The following is a 21,386-nucleotide window of genomic DNA, read 5'->3' as shown; positions in this document are numbered from 1 at the left end:
ACTCTCAATCAGAGAACATCTCGACTTGAGAAGAACCTAGCGGAAAAGACGGGGCCGGGCAAGTGCCCGGCCCCGCTCAGCGGATGGTGCCCACCAGGTGTGGGCGACCCCGTCGGTCGTGCAGGCTGAAATCCCAGCCCGAATCGAGCGGGGTGGCGCTGAAGGCCACCACGCCGGGCAGCAGCACCGGCAGCTTGAACGCCACGTCCACCGTGTACGCGTCGGGCAGCCGGCTCTCCAGTGCCGCGAGACACCGGGCCTTGCTCCACATGCCGTGCGCGATCGGTCGGGGGAAGCCGAGCAGCCGCGCGCCCAGCCGCGAGGTGTGGATCGGGTTGTGGTCGCCGGAGACCCGCGCGTAGTCCGTACCCACCCGGGGCGTGACAGGCCAGCGGGCGGTGGCGGCCGGCGGTGGGGGCCGCTCACCGTGGTCGCGCCGCTCACCGCCGTCCGGGGTGCGCTGCCGGCCGAGGTACGTCGAGACGCCGCGCCACACCTCCTCGCCACCGACCGACCCGACGAGTACGACGTCCACCTGCCGCCCCCGGTCGTGCGGACGCAGATTCTCCGCCCAGGTGGTGAAGTCCAGCCGGTCGGTGACGGTGACCGGTCGGCGCACCGTGATCCGGTTACCGACGTGCACCACTGCGGTCAGCGGGATCGGGAACTCCGGAGCGGTGATCAGACGCAGCGCCAGCGGAAAGCCCATGACGTGCGGAAAGGTCGCGGGCAGCCGGTCGGCGAGGCGGAACCCGCAGACCCGGTCGTAGTCGGCCAGCCGCGCCGGATCCACCGGCACGCCATTCACCGCCAGTTCCACCGCCGGCACCGTCTCACCGCGCCGCCCACCCAGCCCTGGCAGCGCGTGCAGCAACGCCCGCCGGTACAACGGCCCGGCCGCCGGCAACCGGGGCAACTCCACCCGGGCCCGCGCCGCCGGATCCCCGCTCGCCGTCCGGCCGGTCGGGACGCCGCCGCTGGTGCCGGTCGGGCGCGCGCCGGCGGACGTCGACGCCGCCGGATCCGCCGTCGGTGAGACGGTCGGTGCGTCGCCACCGCTGGCCGGAGCGTGCCCGGACAGGTCGCGGGTCTTCTCCAGGTCCGCGTCGCCGGCCGGTGCGGCGAGGGCGGCGGCCCGGATCGCCGGGGTCAGGATCTCGGTCGGCCCGTCGATCAGTTCGCCGACCGACAGGTCGTCGGCCGGCTCGTCGCCACGTCTACGCCTGGCCATCACGCCCCCAGCAGGCTCTGGCCGCAGACCCGGACCACGTTGCCGCTGACCGCACCGGAGGCCGGCCAGGCGAGCCAGCCGATGGTCTCGGCGACGTCCACCGGCAACCCGCCCTGCGAGAGGCTGTTCATCCGGCGGCCGGCCTCCCGCAGCACCAGCGGGATCCGGGCGGTCAGCCGGGTCTCGATGAATCCGGGCGCGACCGCGTTGACGCTGATCTGCCGCTCGCGCAACGCCGGGGCGAGCGAGTCGACCAGCCCGACGACCCCGGCCTTGCTGGTGGCGTAGTTGGTCTGGCCCCGGTTGCCGGCGATCCCGGCGATCGAGGAGACACCGATGATCCGCCCGCCGGCCGGGATCAACCCGCGCTCCAGCAGCAGGTCGTTGATCCGCTCCTGGCTGGACAGGTTGACGTCGATGACCTGGTCCCACCGGTCGGCGTCCATCCGGCCGAGGGTCTTGTCCCGGGTGATGCCGGCGTTGTGCACCACCACGTCCACCCGGCCGTGCCGGTTGGCCAGGTGCTCGGCGAGCCGGACCGGTGCGTCGGCGGCGGTCAGGTCGAGCTGCACCGCACTGCCGCCGATCTCGTTGGCCACCGCGGCCAACTCGTCCCCGGCGGCGGGGATGTCCAGTGCCACCACGGTCGCCCCGTCGCGGGCCAGCACCCGGGCCAGCGCCGCACCGATGCCCCGGGCCGCACCGGTGACCAGCACCACCTGCCCGTCGAGTGGGCGGTCCCAGTCGGCCGGAGGGGTGGCCTGGCCCGCGCCGACCCGGATCACCTGTCCCGACACGTACGCGGAACGGCCCGACAGCAGGAACCGCAGAGTCCCCTCCAGGCTGGTCCAGGTCCCCTCGTCGGCGTTGCGCGTGACGTACACCAGCTGTGCGGTGATGCCCCGGCCGAACTCCTTGCCGATGCTGCGGGTCAACCCCTCCAGGGCCCGTTGGGCGGTCGCCTCACGGGGCGTGCCGCACTCGGCCGGCGGGGTGCCCAGCACGATCACCCGGCCGCTGGGCTGCACCGCCCGGGCCTGGGGGTGGAAGAAGTCGTAGAGCTGGCGCAGTTGGGACGACTCGGTGATGCCGGTAGCGTCGAAGACGAGGGCGGCACTTTCCGGCGTACGACCGGTTGCCGGATCGGGCACGGCGGTGGCCGGGTCGCGCAGCGCGAGCCCGGCGGCGGCCAGGGCCTTGCCGACCGGTTCGGCGAGCCGCCCGCCGGTGGCCGCACCGAGCAGGACCAGCCCGGGCAGAATCGGCTCGCCGGGTGCGTGCCGGCGCAGTCGCGGCGGATCGGGCAGCCCGAGGCGCTTGACCAGCGCCCGCCCGGCCCCCGACTGGACGAAGCTCGCATACCTGTCGGTCATAGGCGTAGCCTACTGGTGAGTAGGGTGTGGGCAACACTTTCGAGGAGGCGGATCGTGCAGAACGTTCGACGGGTCGCGGTCATCGGCGGCAACCGGATCCCGTTCGCCCGGTCCAACTCGCGCTACGCCAGCGCCTCCAACTCCGACATGCTCGGTGCCGCGCTGGACGGGCTGATCGCCCGGTTCGGTCTGGCCGGGCAGCGGGTCGGCGAGGTCGTCGCCGGTGCGGTGCTCAAGCACTCGAAGGACTTCAACCTCACCCGCGAGGTGGTGCTCGGCTCGAAGCTCGACCCGCGCACCCCGGCGTACGACATCCAGCAGGCCTGCGGCACCGGGCTGGAGGCCGTCATCCTGGTCGCCAACAAGATCGCCCTCGGCCAGCTCGACGTCGGCATCGCCGGTGGCGTCGACACCACCTCCGACGCGCCGCTCGCGGTGAACGAGGACATGCGCCGCACGCTGCTCAAGCTCAACTCCGCCCGCACCCTCGGCGAGCGGCTGCGGATCGCGGCGAAGCTGCGCCCGGCCCAGCCGTTCCAGCCGGAGATCCCCCGCAACGCCGAGCCGCGTACCGGCCTGTCCATGGGTGAGCACGCCGCGCAGACCGCGCTGCGCTGGAACGTCGACCGGCAGGCGCAGGACGAGTTGGCGCTGCGGTCGCACCAGCGGCTGGCCGCCGCGTACGACAAGGGCTTCTTCGACGACCTGATGACCCCCTACCTGGGGCTGACCCGCGATGCGAACCTCCGCCCGGACACCACCCTGGAGAAGCTGGGCACGCTGCGGCCGGTCTTCGGCGCCAAGGGGCCGGACGCCGAACGGGCCACCATGACCGCCGGCAACTCCTCGCCGCTGACCGACGGCGCCTCCACCGTCCTGCTGGCCAGTGAGGACTGGGCGCGCGAGCACAACCTGCCCGTGCTGGCCTGGTTCTCCTGGTCCGAGACGGGCGCGGTGGACTTCGTGCACGGCGACGAGGGGCTGCTGATGGCGCCCGCGTACGCGGTGCCCCGGCTGCTCGACCGGGCCGGGCTCACCCTCCAGGACTTCGACTACTACGAGATCCACGAGGCGTTCGCCTCGCAGGTGCTGGCGACCCTGGCGGCCTGGGAGTCACCGGAGTTCTGCAAGGACCGCCTCGGCCTGGACGCCCCGCTCGGCCCCATCGACACCGACAAGCTGAACGTCAACGGCTCGTCGCTGGCCGCCGGTCACCCGTTCGCCGCCACCGGCGGCCGGATCGTCGCCACCCTGGCCAAACTGCTCGCCGAAAAGGGCACCGGACGCGGCCTCATCTCCATCTGCGCCGCCGGCGGCCAGGGCGTAACCGCCATCCTGGAACGCTGACCCACCGGACGCCGGTCCGTCTGCTCCGGATCGGCCGTCCCGCCGCTGGGTGGTGGGACGGGCGTCGGTGCTCGCCCGCCCAGCAGAGCTGTCGCCTTGTGCTGCTGATGCATTCCGCCCCGGAGGACCCTGCGGACCGCGAGTACTTTCACCTGTTCTTCTCGGTGGCCCGCTGGCGCGGTGAGCCGTTCATCGCAGAGCCCGACAAGTGCAGTGAACTCTGTTGGGTGCAGGCTTCGGCGCTGCCGCCCGACCTGGTCGACTACGTCGGTGATGCCTTGGCGGCCATCACGCGCGAGGAACCGTTGGCTCTCCGCGGATGGTGACCTGAACACAGATCGGCGGACTACTTGATGCTGCCGACGGGGGCCAACCATCGCATCGGCTGGCCGGTCACGTTCGCGATCTGGTCGAAGTCGCGGTCGTAGTGCAGCAGGGACAGCCCGTGATATTCGGCGGTTGCGGCGATCAGCAGGTCGACTGCTCCGGCTGAGCGGTGGGTGCCCCGGTCGGTCAACTCGCTCTGGATCTCGGCCGCCCGTTCGTAGCCCCGTTCCGACACCGGCACCCAACCGAACACGGTACGGAGCAGCTCCGTCAGTCGGGCGCGGTCGCTGGCCGAGCGGGCGGAGTAGAGGAATTCCAACTCGACCAGCGGGCAGACGGCGAGCAGGCCGGCGACGAGTGGCTGCTCCCAGCGATCCCGTACGGTCGGATCCCGCAGCAGCCGGACGAGCGCGCTGGTGTCGACGAGATATTCGGCGTAGCTCATGGCCGGTAGGTCGTCTTCTCCAACAGCTCGTCGAAATCGCCCGCCTGGGCCCGGTCGCTCAGCTCGGCGAGCGCCCGGGCGCGGCGCAACCGCGCCGCCGCTTCCCGAAGGGCGACGTTGACGGTGTCCTTCTTGGTCTTGGTGCCGAACGCGGCGGCGGCGTCGGCCAGCGCCTCGTCGTCGACGTCCACCAGGATCTTGGTCATCGAGCGCCCCCCTATATACGACTTGCGGAGCCAGTATATCCGGCTGGACCCGCTCGGGTAGCTGAGCCGCGATGACGCGAGAATGGCGGGGTGACGATGATTCCGAACGTGCTTGCCAATCGGTACGCCTCGCCCGAGCTGGTCACTCTCTGGTCGCCGGAGGAGAAGGTCCGGCTGGAACGGCGGCTCTGGCTGGCCGTGCTGCGGGCGCAACGGGATCTGGGTGTGCCGGTGCCGGACGGGGTGGTCGAGGCGTACGAGCGGGTGCTCGACGATGTCGACCTGGCCTCGATCGCGGCGCGGGAGCGGGTCACCCGGCACGACGTGAAGGCCCGGATCGAGGAGTTCAGCGCGCTCGCCGGGCACGAGCACGTGCACAAGGGGATGACCTCCCGGGATCTCACCGAGAACGTCGAGCAGCTCCAGGTGCGCCGCTCGCTGGAGCTGATCCGGGACCGGGTGGTGGCGACGCTGGCCCGGCTCGCCTGGCACGCCCACGAGTACGCCGACGTGGTGATGGCCGGCCGGTCGCACAACGTGGCGGCGCAGGCCACCACGCTGGGCAAGCGCTTCGCGTCGGCCGCCGAGGAGCTGCTGATCACGTACGAGCGGCTGGAGGACCTGATCGTCCGGTACCCGTTGCGGGGGATCAAGGGGCCGGTGGGCACCGCCGCCGACCAGCTGGATCTCTTCGACGGCGACGCGGCGAAGGTGGCCGAGCTGGAGCACCGGGTCGCCGAGCACCTCGGCTTCAGTCGGGTGCTGGGCAGCGTCGGGCAGGTCTACCCGCGCTCGCTCGACTTCGACGTGCTCTCCGCGCTGGCTCAGGTGGCCGCGGCACCGTCGTCGCTGGCCACCACGATCCGGTTGATGGTCGGTCAGGAGCTGGCCACCGAGGGCTTCAAGCCCGGCCAGGTCGGTTCCAGCGCGATGCCGCACAAGATGAACACCCGCTCGTCGGAGCGGGTCAACGGCTTCGCGGTGATCATCCGGGGCTACCTGTCGATGGTCGGCGAGTTGGCCGGTGACCAGTGGAACGAGGGTGACGTCTCCTGCTCGGTGGTGCGCCGGGTGGCCCTGCCGGACGCCTTCTTCGCCGCCGACGGGCTGTTCCAGACGTTCCTGACCGTGCTCGACGAGTTCGGCGCGTACCCGGCGGTGATCAACCGCGAGCTGGAGCGGTTCCTGCCGTTCCTGGCCACCACCAAGATCCTGGTGGCCGCCGTCCGTCGGGGCGTCGGCCGGGAGACCGCCCACGAAGCGATCAAGGAGCACGCGGTCGCGGTCGCCCTGGCCATGCGCGAGCAGGGCACCCCCGATAACGACCTCTTCGACCGCCTGGCCGCCGACCCTCGCCTGGGCCTGTCCCGCCCCGAGATCGACGCCCTGGTGGCCGACCGCGCCGCCTTCGTCGGCGCCACCCCCACCCAGATCCAGGCGGTCACCGCCAGAATCACCAAGATCGTCGAAGCCCACCCCCAAGCCGCCACCTACTCCCCACCCCCCATCCTCTGACTCGGCGCCCCGGGGACATCTCTCGTTGATCATGAAGTTGTTGTCGCGCCACGCCGCTTGGGGTCAAGGGGTGAGTGCAATCGTTAGGGAGCGATGAGGTGCGCGAGGCGTTGGGCTGGGGTGTCCCAGTCCAGCGTTTCGCGGGGTCGGGTGTTGAGTTCGTGGGCGACCTCGTCCAGGCCGGTCTGGTCGATGGTGCGGAAGTCGTAGCTGCTTTTGGGGAAGTACTGGCGCAGTAGGCCGTTGGTGTTTTCGTTGCTGCCGCGTTGCCAGGGGCTGTGGGGGTCGCAGAAGTAGACCGGGCAGCCGGTGGCGACGGTGAATCTCGGGTGGGTGGCCATCTCGGTGCCTTGGTCCCAGGTCAGTGACCGGCGCAGGTGTGCCGGCATCCGGGTGGCCAGGGTGGTGAGCACGGCGATGACGGCTTCGCTGTCACGGCCGTTGGGTAGGGCGCCGAGCATCACGTAGCGGGTGCTGCGTTCGACCAGGGTCACGATCGCCGAGGCGCCGGCCTTGCCGATGACCAGGTCACCTTCCCAGTGCCCGGGCACGGCCCGGTCAGCGGCCTCCGCGGGCCGGGTGCTGATGTGCAGATCCCCGATCCAGGGCCGCCGGCGACGGGCGGCACCCGCGGCGCGTGACTGCGGGCGCCGCTGGGTACGACCCGAACGCAGCGCCACCTGCCGACCCAACTCCGCGCGCAGGTTGCCCCGCGACTGCACGTAGATCGCCTGGTAGATCGTCTCGTGGGACACCTGTGACTCCGGACGGTCGGCGTACGTGGCCCGCAACCACGCGGCGATCTGCTTCGGAGACCACCTACGCGCCAGTTTCCCCGCCACCGTGTGCCGCAGCCGCGTGCCCGGCCGAAGCTTCGACGCCTGCGGCCGCCGCCGAGCCGCGTCAGCCCGCCGCTGCGCCCACTGCGCCTGATACCCCCACCGATACGGCCGACGAGCCCGCCCGGGCGGCAACGACCGCCCGAGCGGATTCTTCGTCCCGTGCCGCGCACTGTGATACCGCGCGACCTCCCGCGACACCGTGCACACCGGCACGCCTAACAGCCCCGCGATCTGCGAGATCGTTCGCCCCGACCCCCACAAATGCTCCAACACCTGCCGATGCCCGAACGTCACCACACCCGGCCTGGCCACCAACACCTCCAGCACAACCAAGATCAGTTGCACTGAACCCTAGAATCCGCCCCGGACCGGGTGGCAACAACTTCATGATCAACGCGACTGAAGGTGGGTGGGGTCAGTCGCGGGTGGGGGTTTCGGGGGCGGTGCCGAGGGTGGGGGCGCTGGGGGGCTCGGCGATCTTGCCGGGTTCCTCGGCGAAGGCTGGTTCCTGGGCCGTCTCGGCAGCAACCAGGGGCTGGTCGGGGGGCATCACGTCGGGGACCTTGGGGACCACGATGACGGCGGTGCCGTAGGCGCAGATCTCCATCCACATCTCGCCGCAGTCGCGACTGTCGAATCGCATCCCCACCACCGCGTTCGCGCCGAGCCGCCGGGCCTCCTCGCCGAGGCGGGCCACCGAGTCGGTACGCCAGCGGGTGAGGTTGTCCGGCGCCATCGGGTCGTACGCGCCACCGCGCAGGTTCTTCACCCCTTCGCGGTACGGGTTACGGGTCCTGGCCATGGAGGAGACCACCTCGCCGAGGATCTGGCGGATCTCGTAGCCGGGAAGTTGATCCGTCGTCACGACCAGCACGATTCCGATGCTGGCAGGCCCGGGTGCGGCACATCGTGAGCCTTGTTCACCTGCTCGGATGCTGAAAAACCGCGCGGCGCGGACGGCAGGCGCAGGGCCCACCATCCGCGCCGCCACGGGCGCTAACGCGTCAGACGCCGGAAACGGACCGGATCCAGGCACGGTTGTACGCGACGCTGCCGTAGTTCTGGATGCTCTGGCCGTCAGCGGTGGAGGCCACCCCGACCTGCTGGCCGTTGTAGAACTGCGGTCCGCCCGAGTCGCCACGCCAGGCGTTGCCGTTGATCCGGGTGCTCCGGATCGCCTGCCCGCCGTACGCGTCACTCACGTTCGTGCTGGTGACCCGGACGCTCGCGGTCTTGAGCTGGCTCGACGCCGAGCAGCCGCTGTAGCAGGTCATGCCCCAGCCGTAGATCGAGTTGGTCGAGTTGACCGGCGGGTTGCTCGAGGCCAGCGTGACGTAGCTGGTGCTCACCGAGCTGGACAGGCGCATCAGGGCCAGGTCGTACCGGCCGTAGGTGGCGCTTACCGTGCGGGTGACACCACCGGAGGAGCGGTAGACGCTGCCCACCCGGACCGACATCGAGCCGCCGAGGCAGTGCCGTGCGGTGAGGACCCACTGCGGGGCGATGATCGTGCCGGAGCAGGTGAACGAGCCGTTGCTGAAGACCGCGGCGGCCCACGGCGCCGAGGAGACGGTGCCGCCACCGATGATGAGGGGAGCGACGGGTGAGGCGACGGCGCCTGAACTGGCGCCCATCACCGCGGCCATGGCGGTGGCGAGGACCGCGAGCAGGGATCGGATGCGCATGGGACTCCTTCGGGGTTCCCAGGACCCGGGTTCACCGGGCCGGCCTGCGGTGACGGACGGGGGTGAGCCGCCACCGCGACGTCGTTACATTGACGTCTGACGATGTACCGTAGGGCTCGGTGAGGTGTTTCACAAGAGGTTCATTGAAACAAGGTGATGTAACAGCTCGATTTCCCGGCGCCAGGCCACTCGCGACCCGTCGGGCGCTGGCAACGAAGCCGTATCGGGATCGCAACGAACCCGTATCGGTCCCGATCGGTCCGTGCGGGTGGGGTCGAGCGGCGCTCCAGCGGCCTCCGGCCGGTGCGTCCGGCGCGGCATCTGCCAGGTAGGCTGGCTGCGCTCGCCCGTTGTGGGTCGGCACCCAACTGCGTACACAGTCAGGAGTGCCCAGTGCCTCGCGTCGTCGTCGACGTCATGCTCAAGCCCGAGATCCTCGATCCTCAGGGCCAGGCCGTCGCAAACGCGCTGCCCCGGCTCGGCGTCAACGACGTCGCCTCGGTACGGATCGGCAGGCGGATCGAGATCGACTTTACCGGTGAACCGGACCTGGACCGGGCCCGGGAGATCGCCGACAAGCTGCTCGCCAACCCGGTCATCGAGGACTTCACGGTCCGCCTGGTCGAGACCGACGAGCCCGCGGAAGCCCGACCGTGACCGCCCGGATCGGCGTGGTGACGTTCCCCGGCTCGCTCGACGACGGGGACGCCGCCCGGGCCGTACGGATCGCCGGTGCCGAACCGGTCCGTCTCTGGCACGGCGAGGCGGAGCTGCACGGGGTGGACGCGGTCGTCCTGCCGGGCGGCTTCTCCTACGGTGACTACCTGCGCTGCGGCGCCATCGCCCGGTTCGCGCCGGTGATGGAGAAGATCATCGACGCCGCCGGCGGCGGCCTGCCCGTGCTGGGCATCTGCAACGGCTTCCAGATCCTCTGCGAGGCGCACCTGCTGCCCGGGGCGCTCACCCGCAACCAGCACCTGCACTTCCGCAACCGCGACCAGATCCTGCGCATCGAGGCGACCGCCACCGCCTGGACGAACACGTTCCAGCCGGGCCAGGAGGTGTTGATCCCGGTCAAGAACGGCGAGGGTTGCTACGTGGCCGACCCGGCGACGTTGGACCAGCTGGAGGCCGAGGGCCGGGTCGTCGCCCGTTACGTCGGCGGCAACCCCAACGGATCGCAGCGCGACATCGCCGCGATCACCAACCAGGCCGGCAACGTGGTCGGCATCATGCCGCATCCCGAGCACGCGGTGGAGGCCCTCACCGGCCCCTCCCTCGACGGTCTCGGCTTCTTCACCTCGGTGCTCAAGCACCTGGTGGGGGCGCCGGCGTGACCGTGCGCGGCGGGATCATCGGTCGGCTCACCCGCCCGTCGGGCGGCGAGCGCAACAAGGAGACGTCATGACCACGCACCCGGACCCGGTGCGGGAGAACCCGGAGGCGGTCCCGGCGCAGCCGGCCGCTCCGGCCCGGCACGCCGCCGTCCCGGCGGCCACCGACTGGGCGGACGGGGTGGACACCGTGCCGCGCGCCGCGGGCACCCCGGAGGAGCTTCAGCCGTACGCCGAGCTGGGGCTCGCCGACGACGAGTACGACCGCATCCGGCACATCCTGGGTCGCCGGCCGACCCAGTCCGAGCTGGCGATGTACTCGATCATGTGGAGCGAGCACTGCTCCTACAAGTCCAGCAAGGTGCATCTGCGGCAGTTCGGCGAGAAGGCCCCGCCGAGCGACCGGATGCTCGCCGGCATCGGGGAGAACGCCGGGGTCGTGCGGATCTCCGACGAACTCGCGGTGACCTTCAAGGTCGAGTCGCACAACCACCCGAGCTTCGTCGAGCCGTACCAGGGCGCGGCGACCGGTGTCGGCGGCATCGTCCGCGACATCCTGGCGATGGGCGCCCGTCCGGTGGCGGTGATGGACCCGCTGCGGTTCGGCGCCGCGGACCACCCCGACACCGCCCGGGTGCTCCCCGGCGTGGTCGCCGGGGTCGGCGGCTACGGCAACTGCCTCGGTCTGCCCAACATCGGTGGCGAGGTGGTCTTCGACCCCTGCTATCAGGGCAACCCCCTGGTCAACGCGCTCTGCCTGGGCGTGCTGCCGGTCGACCGACTGCAGAAGAAGGAAGCCACCGGTCCCGGCAACGTGGTGGTGCTGATGGGCGCCAAGACCGGCCGGGACGGCATCGGCGGCGTCTCGGTGCTGGCGAGCGCCACCTTCACCGAAGGCAGCGAGCAGCGTCGCCCGTCCGTGCAGGTGGGCGACCCGTTCATGGAGAAGCTGCTGATCGAGGCGTGCCTGGAGCTGTACGACGCCGAACTGGTCGTCGGTATCCAGGACCTCGGCGGTGCCGGCCTGACCTGCGCCCTGACCGAGACGGCCGCCTCCGCCGGCACCGGCATGCGGGTATGGCTGGAGCGGGTGCCGCTGCGCGAGCCGTCGATGGAGCCGCACGAGATCCTGGCCAGCGAGTCCCAGGAGCGGATGCTGCTGGTCGTCGCGCCGGAGAAGCTGGAGGCGGTGCTCAAGACCGCCGAGAAGTGGGGCGTCTGGGCCACCGCGATCGGCGAGGTCACCGCCCCCGAGCCGGACGGTTCGCCGGGCCGGCTGCACATCACCTGGCGGGACCACCTGGTGGTGGACGTGCCGCCGGGCTCGCTCGTGGACGACGGGCCGGTCTACGCCCGGCCGATGCGCGAGCCGGCGGACCTGATCCTGCTCCAGGCCGACCGGGCCGAGACGCTGCCCCGGCCGGGCGACCCGGACACGCTGCGCGAGACCGTGCTGCGGATGATCGCCTCGCCCAACCTCTGCGACAAGACCTGGGTCACCGAGCAGTACGACCGCTACGTGCTGGGCAACACCGTGCTCGCCCAGCCGGAGGACTCGGGTGTGATCCGCATCGACGAGCGCACCGGGCTGGGCGTGGCGCTGTCCGTGGACGGCAACGGCCGGTACGCCCGGCTCGACCCGTACCAGGGTGCCAAGTTGGCGTTGGCCGAGGCGTACCGGAACGTGGCGGTGACCGGCGCCACACCGATCGCGGTCACCGACTGCCTGAACTTCGGCTCGCCCGAGGACCCGGGCGTGATGTGGCAGTTCGCCGAGGCCGTCCGCGGCCTGGCCGACGGCTGCGCCGAGCTGGGCATCCCGGTGACCGGCGGCAACGTCAGCTTCTACAACCAGACCGGGGCGGCGGCCATCCACCCGACGCCGGTCGTCGGCGTGCTCGGCGTGCTGGAGAACGTGGCCGACCGGGTGGCGTCGGGCTTCGTCCCGCGCGCCGGTGCCGACCACGACCAGCTCTTCCTGCTCGGTGAGACGCACGTGGAACTCTCCGGCTCGGAGTGGGCCTGGGTCGTCCACCAGCACCTCGGCGGCGTACCCCCGCACGTCGACCTGGACCGCGAGAAGCAGCTCGCCGGCCTGCTGGCCGACGCGGCCCGGGTCGGTCACCTCAGCTCCGCGCACGACCTCTCCGACGGTGGTCTCGCGCAGAGCCTGGTGGAGTCCTGCCTGCGCCACGGCGTCGGGGCCCGGATCGCGGTGCCGGAGCGTTTCGAGGGCACCTCGATGCCGTTCGTCTTCCTGTTCAGCGAGTCGGCCGGCCGGGTGCTCGTCTCGGTGCCGCGCGGACACGAGAAGGCGTTCACCGCGCTCTGCGGTGAGCACGGCGTGCCGTGGGAGCTGATCGGCGTCACCGACCCGACCGCCGACGCGCTGGAGGTGCACGGCCAGTTCCGGATCAGCCTGGACGAGCTGCGCGAGGCGTACACCGGCACCCTGCCGGCGCTGTTCGGCGGCGTGCAGCCGTTCGAGGTGACCGCACCGGCAGTCGCCGAGGTCGTCATCGACGCGCCGGCCGGCGGGGTCGACCAGGACGCGGCGGCGCAGGCCGAAGCACCCGGCGCGACGACCGCTGCTGAGCCGACCTCGGAGCCGGCCACCAGCCGGCAGCAGGCCGAGCAGACCGACGGCGAGGCTCAGTCCGCACCGGCGTCGGCCGGGACCGCGCCGTCGGTGGACCCGACCGAGGAGGCGGGCGACCGACCGGCCGAGCGGGCCACCCCGCCGGTGCGTACCGGTCGCGTCGCGGCGCCGTCGGCCGAGGCCGCCGGTCCGGCCGACCCGGCGGGCAGCCACGAGGCATCCGGGGCGGACGCTCCGCAGCACGGTGACACCGAGCAGCCCCCCGCGCCCGACGAGCGCTGAGGCGCTGGCCGCGGCCGTTTCCGCCCAACCGGGATCGGGGGTCCGGTTCGACTGGGGCCTGGCGGGTGCGGCCGAACTCGGCCGGGTCTGCGCCGCACTGGTGGTGGTGGACGTGTTGTCGTTCACCACCACCGTCGAGGTGGCGGTGGGTCGGGGGATGCGCGTGCATCCGTTTCCCTGGGGTGAGCAGGCCGCCGCGTACGCGCGCCGGGTCGGCGCGGTCGCCGCGACCGGCCGCCGGCAGGTCACCCGTGACCATCCGTGGTCGCTGTCCCCGGCCGCGCTGAGTCGGGCTCCGGTGGTGACCGACCTGGTGCTGCCGTCGCCGAACGGTTCGGCGATCAGCGCCGCCGCCAGCGCCACCGGGCTGCCGGTGGTCGCGGCCAACCTGCGCAACGCCCGCGCCGTCGGGCGATGGCTGACCAGCCGGGGGTACGGCTCGACTGCCGCCCCGGTCGGCGTGGTGGCCGCCGGTGAACGGTGGCCGGACGGCTCGTTGCGCCCGTCGGTGGAGGATCAGCTGGGCGCGGCCAGCGTGCTGGACGCCCTCTCCGGGGCACCCGGCGGGCTCTCGGTGGAGGCGGCCACGGCACTGGCCGCGTTGGCCAGCATCCCCGACATACCGGCGGCGGTCCGCGGCTGTGTCTCCGGCCGAGAGCTGATCGAGGGCGGCTTCGCCGAGGATGTCGAGATTGCCGTGCGCCTCGGCACCTCCGACGTCATCCCACTGCTGCGTCAGGGCGTCTTCTCCGCTGCCTGACCGCCCGCGGTGCCTGGCGTCGGCCGGACCGTCAGCCCGCACCCGCCGTCGCGTGGGCGACGATGAGTAGCGCGGACCGCATGCCACTCAGACATGAATCCTTCTGAGTGACATGCGGTCGTTCGGTCCAGTGTGGTCCGGCGGGTCGGCACGTCAGCTAGTCGTCGAGCCAGTCCAGGCGGCGGCCGCCACGGTCCTGGGGTGTGCCGTCCGGCCGGCCGCGGCCGGCCTGTGCCGGGTCACCGTAGCCGCCTTGGCCGTAGCCACCCTGGTCATAGCCTTCGTCGTAACCACCGCGTTGGCGTGGGGGCTCCTGGCCGTACCCTCCGCCGCCCTGGCCGCCGCCGTAACCACCCTGGTCGTACCCACCACGTGACGGTGCGTCCTGGCCGTATGCGCCGCCGTAGCCACCCTGGTCGTAAGCGTTGTCGTAGCTGGTGTTGTCGTAGCCACCGCGTTGGTGCCCGGCGTCCTGGCCGTAGCTCCCGGCCGGCTGGTCGTACCCACCATTCGGCGACGCGCCGTAGCCGCCACCGGACTGACCCGGAGCGTAGCCCCGGTTCGGGTCGGCCTGGCCGTAGCCGCCACCCGACTCACCCTCGCCGTAGCCGCGAGTCGCGTCGCTCTGGCCGTATCCGCCCGGCTCGCCGTGCCGGTAACCCCGCGTCGGGTCGCTCTGACCGTACCCGCCGGTGGGCTCGTTGCGGCCGTAGTCGCCGCCGGCCTCGCTCCGCCCGTAACCGCCCGGCTCGGACTGGCCGTAGCCCGGGCCGCCGGCGTCCGGCTGGTACATCCCGGTGGCGTACGGGTCGGCGGGGGCCGGGTAGGCCGTCTCCTCGCCCTGGTAGCGGCCGGTCGGCTCGTCGTACCGCTCGCCGTAGCCGCCGCCCGCCGGGGGGTAGTCCGGGCCGGAGTTGCCGGCACCGTAGTCGCGGCTGCCGTAGCCGCCGCCCGCCGCCGGCCCGTTGCCGTAGCCGCCACCGGAGGAGGGGGCGTTGCCGTAGCCACTGCCGGAGGACGGAGCGTTGCCGTAGCCGCCACCGGAGGACGGGGCGTTGCCGTAGCCCGCGGCGCCGTAACCGCCCGGCTCGTCGCCGTAGCCGCCGCCACCGGACCAGCCACCCGGTCCGCTCGCGGCGCCGTAGGGCTGCGGCGGTGCGCCGTAGGGGTCCGGCGGGACGTCGTCGACCACCGGCTGGTGCATCATCGTCGGCGCGTTGGCCAACCCGGGGCCGCCGACCATCGTCGGGTCCGGTGCGGCACCGACCCGGTTCACCACCCGGGTCTGGTCGTCCGCGCCGGCGAACGAGCCACGGGCGGCCGGGACCGCGCCGGCCGGAGCACCGGCGGGCACGTCACCGTCCGGCTCGCCGTCCTCGTTCTCCTTGCGCTTCATCCACAGCAGCACGATCGTGCCGACACCGACGGCCACGAAGAGACCACCCAGCAGGATGAGCAGCCAGTTGCCGAAGCCACCGGAGTCCTCGTTGGAGGCCGGGGCCTGGGCGGCGGCGCTCTCGCCAGCGGTCTCCTCGTCCTCGCCGAGTTCGTCCTCGAACGGATCCTCGGTCGGCACCGCCGACTCGCTGGCCGACGGGCTGGCGCTCGGGCTCTCCGAGGCCGCCGCGATCGGCAGGGTGATCCGCCGTCCGGTGATGCTCTGCCCGGCGTTGGCGGTGAAGCTCGCCACGGCGTTCTTGTTCTCGGCGCTCGCGCCGATGTCGATCCGCCCGGGCGCGATCGGGTTGTCGCTGCTGCCGGTGAACCGGAAGTTGCCGTCGCCGTTGGTGGTGGTGTCCCGCTGCTTCCCGGCGCTGTCCTTGAGCAGGACGTACGCGTTCGGCACCGCCTCGCCGCCCTGGTTGACGACCTTGCCGGAGATCGACCGCACCGTCTGCGGCGCCTGCGTCGTCGGCGGTGGGTTGGGGCCCCGCACCGTCATGTCCCGCTCGTCACTGCCCTCGTCGCCCCCGGCTCGAGCTGAGACCCGCACCTTGCCGGACCGCTCCTGACCGGCCGGCACGTCACCCGCGGCCAAGGTCGCCCTGAACTGTGCTTCCTCGCCGGCCGGGATCAGTCGGGCCGGGATGTTGCAGTCGCCCTGGCAGCTCAGGCCGTTGAAGGTGCTGACGGTGACGCTGAACGGCGTCGGTGCATCGTTGTTGTTCTTGACGGTGAACGTCATCGACGTTTGCTGACCGGACTGGAGGGTACCGTTCGACAGGCCCGTGATCTGGACGTCCGGGTCGTCGGCGAAGGCGGGTGTGGCTGGGACGGCGAGCAGGGCACCGATCATCAGCGCCACGACCACACCGGCCCGCTTGTGCCAGGCTCGTCGGTGTGTTGACACGTCCACCGCCTTCCGGACTGACCTCCCCTGGCCGGCGGGTGCCGGGCGGGGGAACATCACGGTACGAATACGCCGTCGGCAACTATGCCTTGTCCGGCCGGATCGGCGCGACCCAGGGCCAGCGTGACGGCCGGCGCGGTCACGCCGTATCGTCCCGTCGTGTCCTCTCCGTACATTAAGTCCGCCTCGGTCGCGGCGGCACTGTCGGCGCTCGATGAGGGGCGTGCACCCGAACGGTCGGTGCTCCGCGAGGCGGTCAGGGCCCTGTTGACCCTCCTCGCGGACCGCGCCCCCGGCCGATCGGTGGAGGTGCGAGTCCCACCTTACGGTGCAGTTCAGTGCGTTCCGGGGCCGCGACACACCCGCGGTACTCCGCCGAACACGGTGGAGATGGATCCGGAAACCTGGCTCGGTCTGGCCGCGGGACGACTCGACTGGGCGCGGGCGGTCACGGAGGGTCGCGTAAAGGCGAGTGGCGCTCGCGCGGACCTGTCCGCCTATCTGCCCCTCGAACTGCGGTGACAGCCGAGATCGGATGACACAGAGCGCCGATAATGTGACTGTATGTGGCGACATGGATTCGCGTACACTGTCAGGCGACGACAGTGTGGTCCCCGGCCGAGAGGTGCGGAGCAACCCCCGTGGTTCCGCCAGGCCAGTCCAGACCAGCAAGAGGGAGCGGCAGGTGCCCCGAGGCGACGGCCGGCTGAGCCACGACCTTGATCCCCAGCGACCCGGCCCCCAGGACGCGTGTGGTGTCTTCGGCGTCTGGGCCCCGGGGGAGGAGGTCGCCAACCTGACCTACTTCGGGCTGTACGCGTTGCAGCACCGGGGGCAGGAGGCGGCCGGCATAGCGGTCAGCGACGGCTCCGGCGTGGTGGTCTACAAGGATCTCGGCCTGGTGGCCCAGGTCTTCGACGAGCCGACGCTGGCCAGCCTGCGCGGGCACGTCGCGATCGGGCACGCCCGTTACTCCACCACCGGCGCGTCGACCTGGGAGAACGCCCAGCCGACCATCCGGGCGACCAGTTCGGGCACCACCATCGCACTGGCGCACAACGGAAACCTGGTCAACACGGCCGAGCTGCAGCGTGAGGTGGCCGAGCGCGGCTTGGGCACCGACGGTTCGACGAACGACACCTCGTTGGTCACCATGCTGCTGGCCAGCCGGCCGGATCTCTCTGTCGAGGCGGCCGCGCTTGAGGTGCTGCCGCGACTGCGCGGCGCGTTCAGCTTCGTCTTCATGGACGAGTCGACCCTCTACGCCGCGCGCGACCCGCACGGCGTGCGTCCGCTGGTGCTGGGCCGACTCGAACGCGGCTGGGTGGTGGCCAGCGAGACCGCCGCGCTGGACATCGTCGGTGCCAGCGTGGTCCGCGAGGTCGAGCCGGGCGAGCTGATCGCGATCGACGCGGAGGGGCTGCGGTCCACCAGGTTCGCCGCACCCGAGCCCAAGGGCTGCCTCTTCGAGTACGTCTACATCGCCCGCCCGGACGCCACCATCGCCGGCCGCAACGTGCACGCCGCCCGGGTGCAGATCGGGCGGCAACTGGCCAAGGAACACCCGGTCGACGCCGACCTGGTGATCCCGGTGCCCGAGTCGGGCACGCCGGCGGCGATCGGTTACGCCGAGGGATCCGGCATCACCTACGGTGCCGGCCTGGTGAAGAACCCCTACGTCGGCCGTACCTTCATCCAGCCGTCGCAGACGCTGCGTCAGCTCGGCATCCGGCTCAAGCTCAACCCCCTGCGCGAGAACGTGCGGGGCAAGCGTCTGGTCGTGGTCGACGACTCCATCGTCCGCGGCAACACCCAGCGCGCGATCGTGCGGATGCTGCGCGAGGCCGGCGCGGTCGAGGTGCACGTACGCATCTCCTCGCCGCCGGTCTCCTGGCCGTGCTTCTACGGCATCGACTTCGCCACCCGCGCCGAACTGCTCGCCAACGGCCTCGACAACGACGGCATCCGGCGCTCGATCGGCGCGGACACGCTGGGTTACGTCTCGTTGTCCGGCCTGATCGCCGCGACCGAGCAGCCGAAGACCCGACTCTGCCGCGCCTGCTTCGACGGGGAGTACCCGATCGAGCTGCCGGTCGGCAACCTGATCGGCAAGCACGTGCTCGAAGGGATCGGCCGCCGGGTCGCCAACCACTCGGCCGACGAGATCGGATCCGCCGAGCAACTCGTCCCGCAACTCGACAGCTTCGGCGACCTCAAACCGTCGGCGACCACAAACCGCCCGTAGCACCACCCGGCTGCGGCGCCGGTCACCGTCGACGCGACAGCCGAGAACCACTAAGGGGAGAACCGTGACGCACGTGTCCGAGCGCAGCGGCGCAGGAAGCAGCCCGAGCGGCGCTGGCGGGGACCGTCAGCCCTGGACGGCCGGCTCCGGCCGGCCGGCGCGCAAACGCGCGGTCTCGTACGCGGACGCCGGCGTGTCCATCGAGGCGGGTGACCGTGCCGTGGAGCTGCTCAAGTCGAAGGTGAAGCAGACCCGCCGGCCGGAGGTGATGGGTGACCTCGGCGGTTTCGCCGGCCTGTTCCGGCTGGACACCACGAAGTACAAGCACCCGATCCTGGCCTCCTCCACCGACGGCGTCGGCACCAAGCTGGTGATCGCCCAGCAGATGGACATCCACGACACGGTCGGCATCGACCTCGTCGCGATGGTCGTCGACGACCTGGTCGCCTGCGGTGCGGAGCCGCTGTTCCTGCTCGACTACATCGCCACCGGCGAGGTCGTGCCGGACAAGGTCGCCGAGATCGGCGCCGGCATCGCCGACGGCTGCCGGTACGCGGGCTGCGCGCTGCTGGGTGGCGAGACCGCCGAGCACCCGGGTGTGCTGCGCCCCGACGAGTACGACATCTCCGCCACCGGTGTCGGCGTGGTGGAGGAGAGCGAGATCCTCAGCTCCGAGCGGGTCGAGGTGGGCGACGTGGTGATCGCCATGCGATCGTCGGGCCTGCACTCGAACGGTTACTCCCTGGTCCGGCACGTACTGCTCGGCGCCGGCCGGATGCGACTGGACGTGGTGATCGACGACTTCGGTCGCCAGCGCACCCTCGGCGAGGAACTGCTCACCCCCACCAAGATCTACGCGCAGGACTGCCTCAAGCTGATCGCCGAGGCCGAGGTACGGGCGCTGGCCCACGTCACCGGCGGTGGCATCCCCGGCAACCTGGTGCGGATCCTGCCGGAACACGTGGACGCCGTGGTCAACCGGTCGACGTGGAAGCCGCAGCCGGTCTTCGACCTGGTCCAGTCCAAGGGCCGGATCGAGGACCCGGAGATGGAGGCGACCTTCAACATGGGCGTCGGCATGTTCGCCATCGTGTCGGCGGAGGACGCCGACCGGGCGCTGGCCACGCTCACCGGGCGCGGCGTCGACGCCTGGCAGGTCGGCGAGATCATCGAGGGCACCGGTGAGGTGCGGATGGTCGGGCAGCACACCCGAGGATGATGACTTTGCGCTGATCGTCCGACCACCTGATCAGGGCTTCACCCGAGTGGCCGTCGCCGCCTAGCCTGAAGGGCACCCTCGAGAGCTGCGGGGCGCGCCCAGGCCGGGTCGCGCCCGGCAGCCCAAGACCGCTACGGAGGAGGGCGATGGCTGCGCGGGGACGGTCATTGGGCGGGATGCGGGGCCTGGCCACCGTCCCGTCGTACGTCGTGATGCAGCCCACCACCCTCTGCAATCTCGACTGCGCGTACTGCTACCTGCCGTTTCGGGCGGCGGACCGGCAGATGCCGGTGGCGGTGGCCGAGGCGGTGGCCGCCTCGGTGAACCGCTGGGCGGCCACCGACCGGTTCTCGGTGGTGTGGCACGGCGGGGAGCCGCTGGCCGCCGGCCGGGAGCGGCTGGCGGCGCTGATGGCGCCCTTCGGGCCCGAGGTGGAGCACCACGTCCAGACCAACGCCACCCTGATCGACGACGCCTGGTGCGAGTTCTTCGCCCGGCACCGGATGCGGGTGAGCGTGAGCGTGGACGGGCCACGGGAACGCAACGGTGAGCGGGTCACCCGGGCGGGCCGGCCGGCGTACGACCGGATCGTCCGCGGGGTGGCCGCGTTGCGTCGGCACGGGCTGCCGTTCTCGGCGCTCGCGGTGGTCAACGACCCGTCCCCCGGCCGGGCCACCGAGCTGTACGACTACTTCCTCGATCTCGGTTGTGAGGTGCTCGGCGTCAACATCGAGGAGACCGAGGGCGTCAACACCCGGGACAACGCCCATGCCGCCCCGGTCGTGACCGGGTTCTGGGCCGAGCTGGTCTCGGCCTGGCGTCGGGATCCCCGGATCCACCTGCGGGAGGTGGAGTGGTCGTTGCGGTACGCCGCGGCGGTGCTGGACGGTACGGCGGACGACCTGCTGCCCGGCAGGCTCGACCCGATACCGACGGTGGCGTACGACGGCTCGGTCGTGGTGCTCTCGCCCGAGCTGGCCGGCTTCACCGATCCGCGCTACGGCGACTTCTCCAGCGGAAGCGTGCTCACCACCCCGTTGCACACCATCCTGGCCGCCGCGGCGCGCACAGCCTGGGTCGGTGAGTTCATCGACGGCGTGGAGGCGTGCCGCTCCGCCTGCCCGTACTTCGGTTTCTGTGGCGGAGGCCACGCGGCGAACCGCTACTTCGAGCTGGGGCGTTTTGACGGTACGGAGACCGAGCACTGCCGCAACAGCAAGATCCGCCTACTGGAGGGAGTGTTGGAGCATGCCCGAGACCACCAGTCACCGGCAGCCTGAGACCGCGACGGGAGACGAACCCGACCGGGTCGCCGACCGGGTGCGGGCGGTCGCTGCCGGACTCAACGCCCTGCTCCACGAGGCCGAGGTCGCGCGTCGACTACGGGCGGAGGTGGCCGGTGGCGACGGAGCCAGTGCGGTCTGCGCCTGGAACCACTTCGAGAACATCCCGACGTTCTACAACTGGAACAACCGTCCCCGCTGACCCGTCCGTGCCGAGGGCCCGTCACGCGCCGGAGCGTAGTTCCGGCCGTGGTGGGCCCTCGGCTCGTCGGGTGCTGCACGCCGCCGCGTAGCGGGCACATGCGTGAGCACGCGGGGAGTCACCGCGTGCTCAGATGTGACC

Annotated in this window: 20 protein-coding genes; 12 read left to right on the top strand and 8 right to left on the bottom strand. The window is 71.5% G+C overall.

Annotation, left to right across the window (positions count from 1 at the left end):
* Positions 1–76: 76 nt before the first annotated feature.
* Together O7605_RS18965 and O7605_RS18960 are read right to left on the bottom strand one after the other, a co-directional pair.
* Positions 77–922 (bottom strand): MaoC/PaaZ C-terminal domain-containing protein, encoded by an 846-nt coding sequence (locus O7605_RS18965; RefSeq protein WP_269742684.1) that lies wholly within the window; start codon positions 920–922, stop codon positions 77–79.
* A 308-nt stretch (positions 923–1,230) separates the two neighbouring features.
* Entirely contained in the window at positions 1,231–2,604 is a 1,374-nt protein-coding gene (locus O7605_RS18960; RefSeq protein ID WP_269740409.1) for a 3-oxoacyl-ACP reductase, read from the bottom strand.
* Positions 2,605–2,658: 54 nt separating this feature from the next.
* On the opposite strand from O7605_RS18960, the gene O7605_RS18955 reads away from it, so the two are divergent.
* Positions 2,659–3,951, top strand: a complete 1,293-nt coding sequence (locus O7605_RS18955; protein ID WP_269740408.1) for an acetyl-CoA C-acetyltransferase — start codon at positions 2,659–2,661, stop codon at positions 3,949–3,951.
* Positions 3,952–4,049: 98 nt separating this feature from the next.
* A complete protein-coding gene (locus O7605_RS18950; protein ID WP_269740407.1) occupies positions 4,050–4,277 on the top strand; it encodes a hypothetical protein in 228 nt (75 codons plus the stop codon).
* Positions 4,278–4,297: 20 nt separating this feature from the next.
* On the opposite strand, the gene O7605_RS18945 is transcribed toward O7605_RS18950, so the two are convergent.
* A complete protein-coding gene (locus O7605_RS18945; RefSeq protein ID WP_269740406.1) occupies positions 4,298–4,723 on the bottom strand; it encodes a PIN domain nuclease in 426 nt (141 codons plus the stop codon).
* A complete protein-coding gene (locus O7605_RS18940; RefSeq protein WP_269740405.1) occupies positions 4,720–4,929 on the bottom strand; it encodes a type II toxin-antitoxin system VapB family antitoxin in 210 nt (69 codons plus the stop codon). The genes O7605_RS18945 and O7605_RS18940 overlap by 4 nt, the downstream gene beginning before the upstream one ends.
* Before the next feature lie 90 nt (positions 4,930–5,019).
* Here O7605_RS18940 and purB point away from each other — a divergent pair, with 90 nt between their 5' ends.
* A complete protein-coding gene (gene purB / locus O7605_RS18935; protein WP_269740404.1) occupies positions 5,020–6,444 on the top strand; it encodes an adenylosuccinate lyase in 1,425 nt (474 codons plus the stop codon).
* An 83-nt stretch (positions 6,445–6,527) separates the two neighbouring features.
* Here purB and O7605_RS18930 read toward each other — a convergent pair whose 3' ends face one another.
* The 3 genes from O7605_RS18930 to O7605_RS18920 all read right to left on the bottom strand — a co-directional run bounded on the left by O7605_RS18930 (position 6,528) and on the right by O7605_RS18920 (position 8,971).
* Entirely contained in the window at positions 6,528–7,631 is a 1,104-nt protein-coding gene (locus O7605_RS18930; RefSeq protein WP_269737567.1) for an IS30 family transposase, read from the bottom strand.
* Positions 7,632–7,701: 70 nt separating this feature from the next.
* Positions 7,702–8,265 carry a YbjQ family protein gene (locus tag O7605_RS18925; RefSeq protein WP_269740403.1) on the bottom strand — a complete coding sequence of 188 codons (564 nt, stop codon included), beginning with the start codon at positions 8,263–8,265 and terminating at the stop codon, positions 7,702–7,704.
* A 25-nt stretch (positions 8,266–8,290) separates the two neighbouring features.
* Entirely contained in the window at positions 8,291–8,971 is a 681-nt protein-coding gene (locus tag O7605_RS18920) for a S1 family peptidase (protein ID WP_269740402.1), read from the bottom strand.
* Between the two features lie 393 nt (positions 8,972–9,364).
* Here O7605_RS18920 and purS point away from each other — a divergent pair, with 393 nt between their 5' ends.
* The 4 genes from purS (at position 9,365) to O7605_RS18900 (ending at position 13,946) form a co-directional block, all read left to right on the top strand.
* Complete coding sequence (gene purS, locus O7605_RS18915) at positions 9,365–9,628, top strand: phosphoribosylformylglycinamidine synthase subunit PurS (protein WP_210830351.1); 264 nt, start codon at positions 9,365–9,367, stop codon at positions 9,626–9,628.
* Positions 9,625–10,308 (top strand): phosphoribosylformylglycinamidine synthase subunit PurQ, encoded by a 684-nt coding sequence (purQ, locus tag O7605_RS18910; protein ID WP_269740401.1) that lies wholly within the window; start codon positions 9,625–9,627, stop codon positions 10,306–10,308. Before purS ends, purQ begins: the two co-directional genes overlap by 4 nt.
* 67 nt (positions 10,309–10,375) lie before the next feature.
* The gene (gene purL, locus O7605_RS18905; protein WP_269740400.1) at positions 10,376–13,186 is read left to right on the top strand and encodes a phosphoribosylformylglycinamidine synthase subunit PurL; all 2,811 of its coding nucleotides are present in this window, start codon (positions 10,376–10,378) and stop codon (positions 13,184–13,186) included.
* A gap of 4 nt (positions 13,187–13,190) precedes the next feature.
* The gene (locus tag O7605_RS18900; RefSeq protein WP_269742683.1) at positions 13,191–13,946 is read left to right on the top strand and encodes a 2-phosphosulfolactate phosphatase; all 756 of its coding nucleotides are present in this window, start codon (positions 13,191–13,193) and stop codon (positions 13,944–13,946) included.
* 157 nt (positions 13,947–14,103) lie between these two features.
* Here the strand turns inward: O7605_RS18900 and O7605_RS18895 are convergent, their stop codons facing one another.
* Complete coding sequence (locus O7605_RS18895) at positions 14,104–16,296, bottom strand: carboxypeptidase regulatory-like domain-containing protein (RefSeq protein ID WP_443083943.1); 2,193 nt, start codon at positions 16,294–16,296, stop codon at positions 14,104–14,106.
* Between the two features lie 159 nt (positions 16,297–16,455).
* Between O7605_RS18895 and O7605_RS18890 the strand changes: the two genes are divergently transcribed.
* The 5 genes from O7605_RS18890 (at position 16,456) to amcA (ending at position 21,245) form a co-directional block, all read left to right on the top strand.
* On the top strand, positions 16,456–16,818 hold the full coding sequence (locus O7605_RS18890; protein WP_269740398.1) for a sterol carrier family protein: 363 nt from the start codon (positions 16,456–16,458) through the stop codon (positions 16,816–16,818).
* Between the two features lie 163 nt (positions 16,819–16,981).
* Positions 16,982–18,541 carry an amidophosphoribosyltransferase gene (gene purF / locus O7605_RS18885; RefSeq protein WP_269740397.1) on the top strand — a complete coding sequence of 520 codons (1,560 nt, stop codon included), beginning with the start codon at positions 16,982–16,984 and terminating at the stop codon, positions 18,539–18,541.
* Between the two features lie 64 nt (positions 18,542–18,605).
* On the top strand, positions 18,606–19,760 hold the full coding sequence (gene purM / locus O7605_RS18880) for a phosphoribosylformylglycinamidine cyclo-ligase (protein ID WP_210939082.1): 1,155 nt from the start codon (positions 18,606–18,608) through the stop codon (positions 19,758–19,760).
* A 176-nt stretch (positions 19,761–19,936) separates the two neighbouring features.
* Positions 19,937–21,040 (top strand): cyclophane-forming radical SAM peptide maturase AmcB, encoded by a 1,104-nt coding sequence (gene amcB / locus O7605_RS18875; RefSeq protein WP_332317180.1) that lies wholly within the window; start codon positions 19,937–19,939, stop codon positions 21,038–21,040.
* Positions 21,009–21,245 (top strand): multiple cyclophane-containing RiPP AmcA, encoded by a 237-nt coding sequence (amcA, locus tag O7605_RS18870; protein WP_269740395.1) that lies wholly within the window; start codon positions 21,009–21,011, stop codon positions 21,243–21,245. The genes amcB and amcA overlap by 32 nt, the downstream gene beginning before the upstream one ends.
* The last annotated feature ends 141 nt before the right edge of the window (positions 21,246–21,386 follow it).

The sequence above is a fragment of the Verrucosispora sp. WMMA2121 genome (assembly GCF_027460185.1).
Classification (GTDB): domain Bacteria; phylum Actinomycetota; class Actinomycetes; order Mycobacteriales; family Micromonosporaceae; genus Micromonospora; species Micromonospora palythoicola.
The sequence above is the reverse complement of the archived record's forward strand: the minus strand, read 5'-3'. Positions and strand labels throughout refer to the sequence as shown.